Source organism: Clostridium rectalis (genome assembly GCF_900626095.1).
Lineage (GTDB): Bacteria > Bacillota > Clostridia > Clostridiales > Clostridiaceae > Clostridium_AS > Clostridium_AS rectalis.
In genome coordinates this window covers 100023-115223 of sequence record NZ_UYZZ01000001.1, presented here as the reverse complement: position 1 = coordinate 115223, position 15201 = coordinate 100023, and the positions used below count along the sequence as shown (strand labels likewise).

Here is a 15201-nt window from a genome sequence, read left to right as displayed (position 1 = left end):
CTACCTTGTTACATAAACTCTAAATTACATACTTTACAGTTATTTAGTATTTCTCTTTCTAATAGACTACATGTATACTGCCTTTAAAACTATTTCAAAATATCTCTCCTTTTAAATTAATAGCTATACCTTAAAATACTAAGATTAAACCTAGTCACTTTATACTTTATTTATTTCAACAAAATATTATTTTCTAAACAATTTAAAAGCTAGTTAAGCTTTCTTTTATTATTAAAATATTAAAAATAATTAGAAATTTAAAGGAGTTTTGTATACTTTTATAGAAAAAACTTATTATAGAATATTTTATCCGAAGGCTACATCATCTTTAAGTGAGAGATAACAGTTAATACGCCTAGGATAAGTTCTTCTAGAACTCACTTGATATAAAATCTTTATATAAAGGTGGAATGATATAATGTTAGAAACTATGAAAAATGTTCTAAATAATAATGAAAAATATATGAAAGAGATAGAAAATTTCTTATTTCCTGGTGAGGGAGTAGAGCATATATATGAAACAGTTAATAAATTTTCTTGTGTAACAAATAAAAGACTTTTATTTGTAGATGAAAACACTATAATGAAGGAAACCTCTATTGTTTCTATACCTTATTCAAAAATAGATATTATAACTATACCTAAAAATTACTGCACTTGTAGTAACAATAAAATAAGATTTTTTGCCAAAGGGAGACAATATGAATTATGTTTTTTAAAGGAAGATGATACCTTATCCTTTTATAAAGTATTAGCAAGACATATCTGTCTATAGAAAATTAATTTAAATAAAGATTTTTATAAAATTCTTTATTATTGATAATAATATTAATATCATATAATAGGAAAAGGAGTTTAATATGGAAAGTTCAATAATTATGGGAATAGCCATTGAAGAAAGAAATAATTATGCAGCCCATGTGCAAGATATTTTAACCAAACATGGATGCATTATAAAAACAAGACTTGGACTTCACGAAGCCACAAAAGATAATTGTTCCCGTAGAGGTTTAATAATTCTACAACTCTCTAAAGATAAAAACTTAATAAAAGAATTAGAACATGACCTTTTAAAAATACAAGGAGTGAAGATAAACTCTATGACAATTTAAATAAAATAATAATGGATGGATTTTTACTATCCATCCATTATTATTTTTATATTTTAAAAATACTTTTATCTATTTTTTATTTAATATATACTGAAGGACTGAATCCTTACTATTTATAAAATCATTTATAGATGGCTCTATTAACCTATCTGGCATAAAAGAAGGTGTATCCTCTTTAGATGATTTAAAGTACTTTGTAGAGTAGCTAATTTCCATACCCATATTAGGTAATTTAAAGCTTTTTACCTCTCCATAATGATTTGGTTTCCCCCCTGTAGGCTCCCCAACAAATATAGCTTCTGTTTTATTTCTTAAATCTATAGAATTTAATATAGCTGATGAAAATGTTCTTCTACCAACTATAACAAATAGTTTATTTTCTTTATTGATTTTGTGATTTTTAATTTCATCTATAAATTTATCTAATATGGATGAATTTCCGCCACCGTTATCTCTCAGATCTATAATAAATTTTTCAGGATTATGTTTATCTAATGCCTCTATAAGTTCTTTTGAAAAAACTTTAAATGATTTATCCTCCATTTCCATACAAGAATTATATTTAAAATATAATGTATTTTCATCCTTTAAATACTTATACCAATAATTTTTATCTCCCTTTTCTAAATACATAGGTATATTTCCCTCTTTATATGGATTAATAAATAATTTTCTGCTATTTTCATTAATCTTTATAGGCTTTACCTCTATATTTATAATTTTATTTTGTGAATTTAAAAATGTAAATTTAGTTTTTTCTTTATTATCTATAATTTTTAATCCATATAATATATCTGGTGCAATTATAAATTGTGGGAGTTCATTTTTAATTTGAGCTTCATTTTCATGTGAAATAACCTTAGAAATCTTGTCTTTTATACTTTCTATATCCAAATCATTAATTTTGATTAATTTGCATCCTATTATCTGTTTATATTCTTCTATTGTACTTTCAGTATATATACCTTCTTTAAATGAATATAATGAAAGTGGATATAGTTTATTAAATTTTTCATAAACAAAGGTATGACCATCTCCCACAGAGGCAACTATCTTATATATTTCAGTCTTAATTTCTTCGTCCTTTAAATTTTCTATTTTATTTTTTAAATTTTCTATTTTTTCATTAAAACTTTCCTCACTTAAATTGAAAAATAAATTTTTATGTTTTTTGGGTAACTGCTTGCCTAAATATTCAATATCCTTTATCCACATTTCCTTTCTATCTCCTGATTTAACTTTATATTTATTACTGCATCCAATTGACATAACACTTATTAAAAAAATCATAATAAAACTTAAAATCTTTTTACTTTTCATGTTTTCCTCCCAGTTTTTTAAATTAAAATATCAAATTTTTATATAAAACTTTATAAGTATTTTCATCCATATTATTTATATTAACCACTTCACCAAAACTATTAGAGTAAATATCTATTTTGTAACTTACAACACTACTATATCTTTGAAAAATATTTTGGGTTTTAGTTATAGACTGAACCCTATCTTGCTTTATAAGAGTTGTGACTTTTTTTATACTTCCGCAACTAACAAGTATATTTTTTTTGTCTACACCAAGTGATGTATTACTATAATTTAAATATCCACGAATAAAATTTAATAGTAACACAGCAAAAAATAAAACTATCTTTAATCCTTTTGAAACTATAGAAACTTTAAAATATAAAGGAACTAATATAGCAAATAATATAGCTGTACTTTTAAATATGAATTTAGATATGCTTCTTTTAGGTGCTCTTTGTATTTCACCATAAAATTTAAATTCAGGTAAAACATTTTCTAGAAGTTCTATTTGAAATTTTTCAGTAACCATAGGATAAACAATAGCTTGTTCATTGCTTTCATCACCGTATCCAATAGATATAGCCTCTAACGAATATATTTTAAATTTTTTTTGAAAAAAATTTTGTTTATATCTTAATGCATTAATTTTTTTTACAGGTATGGAATATTCTTTTTTACTAATCATTCCATACTTTATGTTTATATTCTCTTCTTTATATTCTAAAGAAAAATTATATAACTTTATAATTTCAAAAATACAAAATATTACACTTATAAATACATATACACTAATTATTAAAAGCACTAAATAAACTCCACTTAGAGACAATTTATTAAATACTTCATTCATATTCATCTTTTGTGATATTCTAGATTTCATAAAAACAGGAACTAATCTTTTTACATTATCTATATATTTTGAAATTATAAAAAAAATTCCAAATGCCCATGCAATTTTTGATTTTGTTAATGAGTATATTATAATTTCTTTTATAGAGATTACGTGTTTATAATTTATTTTAATATCCTCTTCTTTTTCATCACCATTATTACTATGAGAAAGGACTGTTTGTCTAATTTTATCCCCCAAATCATATTTAACCTTTATTTCAAAATCACTTTCACCTGCTACAGCACTTCCACTATCCACTTTTACAGTACAAGTTTTAAGTATCCTATCAATAAAGTTTTTGTCTATGTTAACTGTACTTATTTTATGAAATGGTATCTCCTGTTTTGACTTAGAAAATATTCCTTCCTTAAAAACCAACATATTTTCCTTTACATAAAACACTGAATTTTTCCACTTTACAATAGAATTGATTATTATAAATAATGAAAATACAATAATTAAATATATATTATATTTAATTATAAATATCATTAAAATAAATATAAAAAATTCTTTTAAATTCTTTAATATATTTATTACAATAAAGCTCCAATGATTTCTAGTAGGTTTCTCTATCATGTTCTTCCGCCTTTTCTCTTATTTTATCCTTTAAAAAACAACTTATTTCCTCCGCCTTTTCAATTTCTATATTAGGTATTATATGAACTCCTCCCGCAGTAAATATTTGTATATTAGCCAATTTAAATATCCTATTTATCGGTCCCTGTTTAACTTTAATGTGCTGAACCCTAACCACTGGAATTGTAGTAGTTGTAATCGTGTATATTCCCTCTCTAAATTCAATTTTATCTTTATTTATACTATATCTCCATTGATTATATTCTATTAATGGATATATTAAAGTATTTAAAAGTAATAATAAAATTATTATTGCTATACAAATATTTATTATTTTATTATATTGAACAATAACTAAAATATTAAGTTTATTCATCAAAAAATATTTTATCCCCTCTGATAAAATAAAAAATATTATTGTAGTTATAGCTCTTGCAACAAACCAAGATTTTTTCGAATTACTATTTAACTTACTATATTCCATAATTACCTCCCGTTAATAGTTTGTTAACAATATTATACAGGAAAAAAACTTAAAATTCTTTATAATTAAAGAATTTTAAGTTTTTTTTAAGTTTTAACTTTTCATAAATACTTAGAATAATTAATTTTACCTTTCATTATAAATAATCATCATAAAAAAAGGACTTCTCATTTAATATAGAGAAATCCATTATATAAATATGTGTGTTAAGGTTAACAAATTTATTTAATAATACCAGACTTTAATTCTATTATAAAATCTTCTAATTCTTTAAAATCATCTTGTTTTTTTAATATAGCACTTCCCACAAAAATTCCATCTGCTCCAGCTCGTGATGCCATCAAAACATCTTCCTTTGTAGAAATTCCAACCCCAACATATATAGGAGTCTTTATTCCTATCTCTTTTAGATATTTTATGCATTTATCTAATGTTTCATATCCTTCTTTAACTTTTCCACTTGGTTTGGCTTGAAAATATACAAACCCATTAGAACTTTTAGCTTCTTTTATTTCACTATCTGGCATAGAAAACGTAACATAACAAGATATCTTTAGTCCCTCTTCTATAAGCTTATTTTTAATAAAATTATCCTTTGTTCCTACTAAAATAATATCCTCTATTAAATTATCTTTACAATATTTGATAAAATTATTTACTCCTAAATCAATTATACTATGTTCGTATATTAACAATAGTAACTGTACACTAGGATTATTTTCTCTTATTTTTGAAATACCTTGGAAATATTTTTTTGTATCGTTACATTTTTCTATAGCATACTTCATTCTTAAACTTATATATTCACTATCTATATAGGCATTATCTGTAGGATAACTTATTTCTATCACATCACAACCAGACTTTGCATATATGTTAGCTATTTCTATACTTTTTTCAATAGATGGATATCCATAAGATAAATACCCGATTAATTTACTACTCAAATTTCCCCCTACTTTCCGTAATAAGCTTTTCTAAATAATTCTTGAAATCCTTTTATATCAGGAATTATTGGGTTAGTTTTTGTGCAACCATCATTTTTAGCCATAGTAGCTAATTCTTCTAGATTTTTCTCAAAATCTTCATCTTTATTTATAACCTCTTTTAAGTTAGAAGGTATATTAAGCTGCTCATTTAAACTTCTTACCATTTTAGCAAAACTTTCTCCACCTAACATCTTTGCTAATTTATCATACTTTTTCTTTGCCTCCGCATTTTGCATATTATACTCTATTACATAAGGCAGTATAATACCATCTGCAAGACCATGGGCTACACCATATTTACCTCCAACGGTGTGAGCCATACTATGTACTATACCTAAAGATACATTAGTAAAAGCAATACCAGCTATCATTGAAAAATTTTGCATTTTTTCTCTATATAGTATATTCTCTCCATTTGAACAAGCAAGTGGCAAATATTTAAATATCTCTAATGCTGCTTTTTCTGATAATGTATCACTTAAATCATTTGATCTATTTGAAACATATGCTTCTAATGCATGAGTTAATGCATCTATACCAGTATCTGCTGTAATATGTTCTGGCATGGAAGATGTGATTCCTGGCTCAAGTAAAGCTATATCAGGCATCATCTCCATATTTCCAATCCCTACTTTTATATTTTTTTCAGGATCTGTTATAACAATGGATCTACTAACTTCACTAGCTGATCCACTAGTTGTAGGAATACAAATCATCTTTGCCTTTCCCCTTAATGCAGGTATTATATTTGGTGAAGATATGTCTTGCAAAGTCTTTAAGTGAGGATGTTCATAAAATATCCACATAGCTTTTGCTGCATCCATTGCTGAACCACCACCAAGTCCTATAATCCAGTCGGGATTGTATCTTTTCATTTCTTCTGCACCTTTTAATACAGTATGAATGCTAGGATCTGGTTCCACTCCTTTAAATACACTGGATTGAATACCTGCTTCACTTAAATAATCCTGTATAATTTTTAAATATCCACTTCTCTCAATAGATCCTCCACTTATTATAATAAAAGCTTTTTCCCCTTTTATTGTTTTTAAATATTCCAATGCTCCATTGCCAAATAAAAGATATTCTCCAGCAAGTTTCATAGGTCTCATCATATACTATCACTCCTTAAAATAAAACTATTTACCCAAATTAAACATAAGTTCTTTAACTTTATCTATATGTACTTTATTAGTCACAACATTATCATATTTAAGACTTGACCCTACTATGGCTCCATCTGCTATATTCATCTGTTCTTTTATATTTTTACAATTAACTCCACTTCCTATAATAACAGGGCAACTTACATTGTCTTTTACCCTTTTTACTGTTTCAATAGGAGTCTCCATTCCTGTTGCAAGTCCTGTTACTATAACTGCATCTGCGCCACAATTTACAGCCACACTTGCAGATTCAATTATATCCACATTTTCTACTAACATATGCGTATGTTTTACCTGAATATCTGCAAAAATCATAACCTCTTGTGCATCTATTTGTTTTCTATATTTTAATGCCTGAGCACAACATGGCTCTAAAATTCCTGCAAAACATTCCACCGTATCAACAAAAACAGCAAGTCTTACAAAATCCGCACCTGTTGCCTTAGCACATGCAATGGCACTTTTATAGTCGCAAAAAGCAGCATCTATACCAACAGGTAATTTAGTATTTTCCTTTACTACAGCAGCTACTGCAGCTAATGCAGTAGACTGCTCTAAACTTAATTCCTTGCTATATGGCATATCACCAAAGTTTTCAACCATAAGGGCTGCTACTCCACCTTCTTCTAATACCTTTGTATCATGTATAGCTTGACTATATACTTTTTCCATATCACCATCAAACATTGCTGAACCTGGGAGTGGAAGTAAGTGTACCATGCCGATTATAGCTTTTTTATCTTTAAATAGCTCATAAAATCTATTCAAATTTACCTCATCTCCTTTGATGCATAAATCTTAATTCCATCAAGTACTACTTTTATTAAATCCTCTTCTGCCTTTACTCTATCTTTACCTTTTAAATAATCTTTTAAATTTTCAAGTACTGTAGTCATTGTAACTACGCAACCTTTTATATCCATAAGATTGGAAAGAGTTAAAATCACTCCTGATTCCATATCTATACCACCAATATTATATTTTTTTAAATTTTCTATTTTCCCCTTAACGTCTATACCCATTTTATTTGATAGTTTTAGCTCTTTCATTTCACTATAATAACCATCCATACTACATATTATTGGATTTTCATATATTAAACTATTTTGCTTAGAACTTTCATTCATACAATTTATCAAATCATAATCGGCTACTGCTGGATAAGAGGAATCCACATAAGTTTTACTTGTTGATTCAAGCTTCATACATCCTCTTGGTATAAGAACATTACCTAAATTTTCTTTTAATCCCATTATTGTTCCAAGTCTAACTGCTACTTCCATACCACATTCATACATTTCTTCCATAGCTATAGCAGCAGAAGGTCCCCCTATTCCAGTAGATGTTACAGTTATCTTTATCCCTTCATAGTACCCTGTGTATGTATTAAATTCTCTATTACATGCTATCTCTTCTACATTTTCCATATAAGATATTATTTTTCTTACTCTACCTGGATCCCCTGAAAATATTACATATTTACTAACAGTTTCTTTTGTTACTCCAAGATATAATGTCCCCATTAAAATTCCTCCTTATAATTTTCTTTATATCTATTTTCTAATTCCTCTTTAGTTGGTATATTAGTCAAACATCCCATTTTTTCAATGATAAAAGATGATAATGTTGCTCCCAATCTTCCACACTTATCAACAGATTTTCCTTTAATATAAGCAGCCATAAATCCTGCTAAATAAGCATCTCCAACTCCGGCGGTATCTACTACTCTTTTAGGTTTTGCTATAGGAATAAAATATTTTTTAATATAGTTATTTTTATATTCGTATATTTCACTTCCACTACAACCTTTAGTTACAATAATTATTTTGGTTACACTATTTTTAAATTGTTCAGTAATGTCCTTTATATTTAGTGCTCTTTCCATTTCTACTCTTTCACTTTGATTCATAATCATAATTTCTGATCCATCTATTATCTCTTTCACAATTTCCAATGGAAAAGATTTTGTATCCCATTTCATCCCAAGCACCATAGGAACCTTATGAATTTTACAAAGCTTTGCAAAATTCATATTATATTGGGGATTTCCTACTGTAATTATTCCATATTTAGATCTTTTTATAATATCTTCATTTAATCTTATATTATATTTACAATCCATAGCACCTGGATAAAACAATGTCATATGTTCTCCAGCTGGATTAGTAATAAGATATGTACACGAAGTAACATCCTCATTTACTATATCTACAGCATCTAACACTATATTTTTTTTCTGCAAAAAGCTTTTATAACCCGTACTTTCAAAATCTCGTCCAACATTCATATCTAAAGCAACTTTTAAATTAAGTTCACTGGCTAAGTAAGCTACATTAACACTACACCCTCCAAAATATGGGGTATTATTATCTTGATTAGTTATAGCAGATGTTTTACAAAAACATGGATGAGTTTCAGTTTTAATTATCCTATCTATACTAGGATATCCTACCACAGTTATATCCACATCTTTCATTTTATAGTTCACCACCATCTAATTTATTAAATAACTCCTTTTCAGTTAATACAGCACCATAATACTTATCTATATCAGTTAAATGTACTTGGTTTATTACATCACTATTAGTTGCAACACAATTTTTAGGTACAATTACTTTATAATTCTTAAAATATGCATCATGTACAGTAGACCTTATACAACAATTAGTTTTTGTACCACATACTATAACATTTTCTATTTTATGTTCTCTTAAAATTAAATCCAAATCAGTTCCATAAAAAGAACTATATCTTCGTTTTGTTACTATAAAATCAGTTTTTTCATTATATCCAAGGCAGGGCATTATTTCATCTCCCCCTGTACCATGTATACAGTGTTTCCTAACTGCTTCTAGTTCTGCATCATATTTGCCTGGTCTATGTGAATCCACTACAAATATAATCAATAAATCCTTTTCTCTACACTTATCTATAAGTTTTTTTATCCTTGGCAGTATTTCCTCATTTTGCGGATAATATACTAACCCATTAGGATTAGCAAAATCATAAACCATATCAATTACTAAAAGTGCTGTTTTACTCATCAAATGCCTCCCTTGATAATCTTCTTTTGTTTTGCATTATTGCAACTACTGTTAAAATAACTACTATAAATATAAAGGGTATCATTTGAATAAAACTTCCAGGAATTTTTAGACTTTGTAATCTCATCTGTAGTGAATCTGCAAATCCAAATAATACACTAAATATAAAAGTACCAATAGGTGTTCCTTTTCCACAGAAAATAGCTGCTAATGCTATAAATCCTCTTCCATTTGTCATATTCTCGACAAACATATTTAAATTTTCTAAAGATAAATTAACCCCTGCCAAAGCGCAAAATATTGAACTTATAAAAACTGAAGAATATTTAATTCTATTTATATTAAGTCCTACCGCTTTCGCAGCTTCTTCATTTTCTCCAACAACTCTAACATATAATCCAAATTTAGTTTTATATATTATAAAATTTACTAATATTACTGATAACAAACTTATATAAACTATTGGGGTTTGATTATTTAATATAGGGCCAATAAAAGGTATTTTATCTAAAATAGGAAAATTTACTTTGTTTATACCTATGATACTTGGATTTGAAAAAACTCCTCTAGTACCAAATGCAGTTTGTAATATATAGGATGTAAAACCTAATGCAAATATATTTACTGCTAGTCCAATTATTATAAAATTACCTTTAAATGATATACCAAATATAGAAAATACTAATCCCATTAATAGAGCAGCTCCTATAGCAGAAATTACAGCTATAATAACATTCCCAGTAACATAACTTACTATAACAGATACAAAGGCTCCTATAAGCATCATACCTTCAAGGGCTATATTTAAAACTCCCGCTTTGTGGGTAAATAGTCCACCAAGTCCTGCAAGTATTATAGGTGCGGACATTCTAAGTGCTGAATTTAATATAGAAATTATATCCATATTTTACATCTCCTTTGCAGCTTGTTTCTTTATACCTTTTCTTTTTATAGATTTAAATCTAGGATGAGTAAGTGCTAAATCTATTGCTAAAAAGAAAATTATTAATCCTTGTAATATGCTTATAAGTGATCTTGGAACTCCAGCTACAAGTTCCATAGTACTTCCCCCACTTTTTAATACACCGAAAAATAAAGCCGCAATTAATACTCCTACTGGGTTATTTTTCCCTAATAAAGCTATAGTCATACCATCCCACCCATACCCTGGTGAGAAATTGGCTATAAATCTATGGTGCACTCCTAGTACTTCACCTGCACCAGCCATACCGCCAATCATACCACTTATGATTGTAATTATTAATATTTTAAAAGATGTATTCATTCCATTGGCTTCAGCAAAATTTCTGTTTTCACCTATAGATTTTATTTCTAATCCCAAAGTGGTTCTTTTAAATAAAACATAAGCAAAAGCTACTACTAATAATGCTATTATAAAAGACACATTAAGTTGTGATAACTTAGAGAACCTAGGTATTTCGGCTGATTTTTGTATTATTTCTGTAGCAGAAAAACCAATACCCTTTGCTTTAAAAGGATAACTTGCTAAATATCCAGTAAATAAAGTAGCTACATAATTAAGCATTATAGTTACTACCATTTCATCTACATTTAAATACCCCTTTAAAAGACCTGGTATAGCCGCAAATATACCAGCTACTACTGCCGCTGCTACTATACATAAAGTTACATGAAGTATAGGTGGCAATCCTGTTACAAAGAACCCTATATATGCTGCAGTAAATGCTCCTAAATATAGTTGTCCTTCTACACCCATATTAAAAATATTAGCTCTAAATGCTATTGCAGTTGCTATACCTGTATATATTAAAGGTGTAGCTGAAAATAAGGTATTATAAAAACCACCATTACCAGCAAAAGCCCCTTTAAATAAAGCAGCATATGCATAGAATGGATTTTTCCCAGAGATAGCTATTATAATACCTCCAATTATAAATGCTATAAGCACTGTTATTATAGGCTTTAATATTTTGCTAGCATATACTTTTAATTTTTTCATCAAGCCTTCACCTTCTCATCTTCTTTTATTCCTGCCATAAGACATCCTAGTTTTTCATTAGAAGCCTCAGTACATGAAATTTCTCCAATTATTTTTCCTTTGTACATAACTACTATCCTATCACTTAAGCTTATTATCTCGGATAATTCTGATGAAATTAGAACCACAGCATTTCCTTCATCCCTATAATTAATTAATTGTTTATGTATAAATTCAATAGATCCTATATCTACGCCTCTAGTTGGTTGACTGGCTATTAAGACCTTTGGTCTCATAGACACTTCTCTTGCAATTACAACCTTTTGAGCATTTCCTCCAGAAAGTTTCCCAACTCCCTCAGATTTACTTCCTATTCTTATATCAAATTTATTAATAAGTTCCTCTGTATTCTTTTTAACTTCTTTTATATTTATAAAACCTTTATTTGATATAGGTTTCCTTTTATGATATCCACATATCATATTTTCATATATAGTCATGCTTTTACACAATCCATGTTTATATCTATCTTCTGGAATTATACCTATTCCCATATCTTTAATCTCACAAGGTTTACTATTTGTAATATCTTTATTCATAAATTCAAGTACACCTTTTGTAGTCTTTAATAAACCTGACATAACTTTTATAATTTCTGATTGTCCATTCCCCTCTACACCAGCAATACCAAGTATTTCACCACTTCTCACGTGAAACGATACATTATCTAATACCTTTATATTTCTTTTATTATATGTACATATATCTTTAGCCTGATAAATTATATCTCCAGGATTACTCTCACCCTTTTGAACTTTTAACAATACATCTCTACCAACCATCATCTTAGCTAATATTTTTTCATCTACATCCTTTGTCTTAACGGAATCAATTATTTTGCCCCTTCTAATAACTGTTACACTATCTGAACATTTTTTTACTTCATTTAATTTATGAGTTATTATAATTATAGTTTTCCCCTTATTTTTAAGTTCAATTAAATCATTTAAAAAACCATCAACTTCTTGCGGTGTTAACACAGCTGTAGGTTCATCTAATATAAGTATATCTACATCTCTATAAAGCATCTTTAATATTTCTATTCTTTGTTGCACTCCTACAGATACATCTTGCACCTTTTCCTTCGGATCTATTTTTAAGCCGTATGAATTAGAAACCTTCTTTACTTCCTCTACAGCTTTCTTATAATTTACCTTTATTCCATTTACAAATTCCTGTCCTAAAACTACATTTTCTGCAATTGAAAGACTGGGGACTAACTTAAAATGTTGATGTACCATTCCTATTCCTAATTTAATAGCATCTTTAGGACTTGCTATACTAGTTTTTTTACCCTTTATATAAATATCACCCTCATCTGCTTTTAATAATCCAAAAAGGCAATTCATAAGAGTACTCTTTCCTGCCCCATTTTCACCAACAATGGCATGAATTTCTCCCTCTTCTACTGAAAAATTTATATTATCATTTGCAACAAATTCTCCAAATCTTTTAGTAAGATTTACAGTTTCAATAATTTTCAAGGATTCCACTCCTTTACATTTCAGAATACTACAGCAACTTTTATGTTACTGTAGTATCCCTAATTTTAAGTAAGATTTTTTATTTTTGAGTTATATCAGTAACCTTAATTTTTCCTGCTATTATATCCTTTTTTATTTCTTCAATTTTCTTTAGATATTCTGCTGGAATTTTGTCCTTTGTAAACTTCATTGGACTTAATTGAACTCCTTCTTCCTTTAAACCTAATTCCATTGTATTTGAATCTTTTATCTTATTTTCTTTTAATGACTTTATGATATTATATACAGCTACATCAGTTCTTTTCATCATACTTGTTAATACATATCCCTGTGCTATATAATCCTGATCTGAATCTACCCCTATAGCAAATACACCCTTATCTTTAGCTGCATTTATAACACCTTCACCAGTTCCACCAGCAACTTGATAAACTACATCAGCACCCTGTTCTATTTGAGATAGTGCCATTTCTTTTCCTTTTCCTGGATCGCCAAAAGCATTTGCATATCCAGAAATAACCTTCATATCTTTGTCAATTAATTTTGCGCCTTCTTTATATCCCTCTAAAAATTTATTTATTCCTGGAGAATCAGCTCCTCCAATAAACCCTAAAACTTTTTTATCATTCATACCTTTTATTTTTGTATCCTTAGATGCCATTGCAGCAAGAGCACCTGCAAGGTATGAACCTTCATGTTCTTTAAATATTACAGATGTTACATTAGGTTGATTAACTGAAATGTTGAATATGGAGAATCTTGTTTCAGGAAATTGTGGTGCTACTTTGTCTAATATTTCCGCATGTCCATATTCTAAAGTAATGATAAGGTTATATCCCGACTTAGCAAGCTCTGTTAAATATTTTTCACCTTCTGAAATATCCTTTGGTTCTACAACTTTAATTTCTACATCTAAATCTCTCTCTGCTTTTCTAAGTCCAGAATAACCTGAGTCATTATAGGATCTATCTCCAAGTCCTCCAGCACTACATATCATTGCTATTTTTTGTTTTTTACCTGATGATTCCTGAGATGTTTGAATATCTTCTTTCTTTCCTCCACAACCAACTAAACTCATTACTAAAATAATTGCCGTTAGTAAAATGGAAATCGGTTTCAGCTTTTTCATTTTTAATTCCCCCTTAATATATAATTATTAAATAATTTAATATAAAGCTATCTCACCTGTTCTATATAAAATTTAGTTTTATCACATCTATATCTAGCTACAAAATATTCTATTGGTACTTCCTTACCACTTACTTCCCCATAAACTACACCATTAAATATTAATATAGGACTTCCTATATTAATATTTAATAATTCAGAGTCTTTCTCACTAGCAAGTACAGCTTCTATTGTCCTAACTGAGTGAATTATTTTTATATTTAACTTTGTTTCCAATACGTTATATAACGATTCCTTTTCATAATTATATTCTTCTACACCTTTAATATATTTATATGAAGTAAAAGATTTAGTTACATTTATTGGTGCGTCATCTCCATAGAGTACTCTTTCTAACTCAAAAACTTTTTCATCTTCTTTTAATTGAAGCTTTTCTCCTATACATTTAATAGGAATGTTAATTCCACATTTAATTATTCTTCTACTAGGTTCTAATCCCATATTTTTTATACTTTCTGTACAGCTTGTAAGTTTTATCAATCCATCATTTATTTTTTTATTTTGAACAAAGGTACCTTTTCCTTGCACTTTTATTAACAATCCATCATTTACCAAAACATCTATTGCCTTTCTTACTGTAGTCCTACTTAAACTAAATGTGCTTATTAATTCCCTTTCAGAAGGAATAGTTTCTCCTGGTTTTAACTCCTCTTCTATTATCTGTTTTTTTATATATTCAACTAGGGTATAATATAGTGGAATAGGTGGATTATTTCTTAATCTATTCATAGCTGCCTCCTAATACATATTAGAATTACATAATGACGTTACGATGTAATTACCACTTCTGTAATTGTATTATTCTACACATTATTGTAAATTCCTTCTTATTTTTAAAAAAATTATTATTATTTCTTAAAATATCATATTTTTTTTACACAAATAAACTTATATATTATATTTTATCCTATATTAATTGAATTTTTTTACATTAATTA

The 15201-nt window shown here is 27.9% G+C and carries 16 protein-coding genes; 2 read left to right on the top strand and 14 right to left on the bottom strand.

The annotated features are described in order from the left end of the window. Positions 1–418 precede the first annotated feature (418 nt). Both EJL03_RS00510 and EJL03_RS00505 read left to right on the top strand, forming a co-directional pair. Positions 419–775 carry a PH domain-containing protein gene (locus tag EJL03_RS00510; protein ID WP_125152013.1) on the top strand — a complete coding sequence of 119 codons (357 nt, stop codon included), beginning with the start codon at positions 419–421 and terminating at the stop codon, positions 773–775. Between the two features lie 85 nt (positions 776–860). Next, positions 861–1112 carry a CPF_0552 family protein gene (locus EJL03_RS00505; RefSeq protein WP_125152012.1) on the top strand — a complete coding sequence of 84 codons (252 nt, stop codon included), beginning with the start codon at positions 861–863 and terminating at the stop codon, positions 1110–1112. A gap of 69 nt (positions 1113–1181) precedes the next feature. On the opposite strand, the gene EJL03_RS00500 is transcribed toward EJL03_RS00505, so the two are convergent. The 14 genes from EJL03_RS00500 to EJL03_RS00435 all read right to left on the bottom strand — a co-directional run bounded on the left by EJL03_RS00500 (position 1182) and on the right by EJL03_RS00435 (position 14992). Next, positions 1182–2432 carry a S41 family peptidase gene (locus EJL03_RS00500; RefSeq protein ID WP_125152011.1) on the bottom strand — a complete coding sequence of 417 codons (1251 nt, stop codon included), beginning with the start codon at positions 2430–2432 and terminating at the stop codon, positions 1182–1184. A gap of 22 nt (positions 2433–2454) precedes the next feature. Continuing rightward, positions 2455–3888: a PH domain-containing protein gene (locus tag EJL03_RS00495; RefSeq protein ID WP_125152010.1), complete on the bottom strand. Its 1434-nt coding sequence runs from the start codon at positions 3886–3888 to the stop codon at positions 2455–2457. Beyond that, on the bottom strand, positions 3869–4372 hold the full coding sequence (locus EJL03_RS00490; RefSeq protein ID WP_125152009.1) for a PH domain-containing protein: 504 nt from the start codon (positions 4370–4372) through the stop codon (positions 3869–3871). Before EJL03_RS00490 ends, EJL03_RS00495 begins: the two co-directional genes overlap by 20 nt. Before the next feature lie 221 nt (positions 4373–4593). Next, positions 4594–5319: a tryptophan synthase subunit alpha gene (locus EJL03_RS00485; RefSeq protein ID WP_125152008.1), complete on the bottom strand. Its 726-nt coding sequence runs from the start codon at positions 5317–5319 to the stop codon at positions 4594–4596. Positions 5320–5327: 8 nt separating this feature from the next. Then, the gene (locus tag EJL03_RS00480) at positions 5328–6476 is read right to left on the bottom strand and encodes an iron-containing alcohol dehydrogenase (RefSeq protein ID WP_125152007.1); all 1149 of its coding nucleotides are present in this window, start codon (positions 6474–6476) and stop codon (positions 5328–5330) included. Between the two features lie 24 nt (positions 6477–6500). Next, positions 6501–7295: a BtpA/SgcQ family protein gene (locus EJL03_RS00475; protein WP_243108574.1), complete on the bottom strand. Its 795-nt coding sequence runs from the start codon at positions 7293–7295 to the stop codon at positions 6501–6503. Positions 7296–7297: 2 nt separating this feature from the next. Beyond that, positions 7298–8050, bottom strand: a complete 753-nt coding sequence (locus EJL03_RS00470) for a nucleoside phosphorylase (RefSeq protein ID WP_125152006.1) — start codon at positions 8048–8050, stop codon at positions 7298–7300. Beyond that, positions 8050–9003: a carbohydrate kinase family protein gene (locus EJL03_RS00465; protein WP_164508959.1), complete on the bottom strand. Its 954-nt coding sequence runs from the start codon at positions 9001–9003 to the stop codon at positions 8050–8052. Before EJL03_RS00465 ends, EJL03_RS00470 begins: the two co-directional genes overlap by 1 nt. Position 9004: 1 nt before the next feature. Continuing rightward, entirely contained in the window at positions 9005–9571 is a 567-nt protein-coding gene (locus EJL03_RS00460) for a cysteine hydrolase family protein (RefSeq protein ID WP_125152004.1), read from the bottom strand. After that, positions 9564–10475 carry an ABC transporter permease gene (locus EJL03_RS00455; protein ID WP_125152003.1) on the bottom strand — a complete coding sequence of 304 codons (912 nt, stop codon included), beginning with the start codon at positions 10473–10475 and terminating at the stop codon, positions 9564–9566. Before EJL03_RS00455 ends, EJL03_RS00460 begins: the two co-directional genes overlap by 8 nt. 3 nt (positions 10476–10478) lie before the next feature. After that, positions 10479–11552 carry an ABC transporter permease gene (locus EJL03_RS00450; protein WP_125152002.1) on the bottom strand — a complete coding sequence of 358 codons (1074 nt, stop codon included), beginning with the start codon at positions 11550–11552 and terminating at the stop codon, positions 10479–10481. Further along, on the bottom strand, positions 11552–13075 hold the full coding sequence (locus EJL03_RS00445; RefSeq protein WP_125152001.1) for an ABC transporter ATP-binding protein: 1524 nt from the start codon (positions 13073–13075) through the stop codon (positions 11552–11554). Before EJL03_RS00445 ends, EJL03_RS00450 begins: the two co-directional genes overlap by 1 nt. 79 nt (positions 13076–13154) lie before the next feature. Beyond that, complete coding sequence (locus EJL03_RS00440; protein ID WP_125152000.1) at positions 13155–14204, bottom strand: BMP family lipoprotein; 1050 nt, start codon at positions 14202–14204, stop codon at positions 13155–13157. A gap of 47 nt (positions 14205–14251) precedes the next feature. Then, entirely contained in the window at positions 14252–14992 is a 741-nt protein-coding gene (locus EJL03_RS00435; RefSeq protein WP_125151999.1) for a GntR family transcriptional regulator, read from the bottom strand. Positions 14993–15201 lie beyond the last annotated feature (209 nt).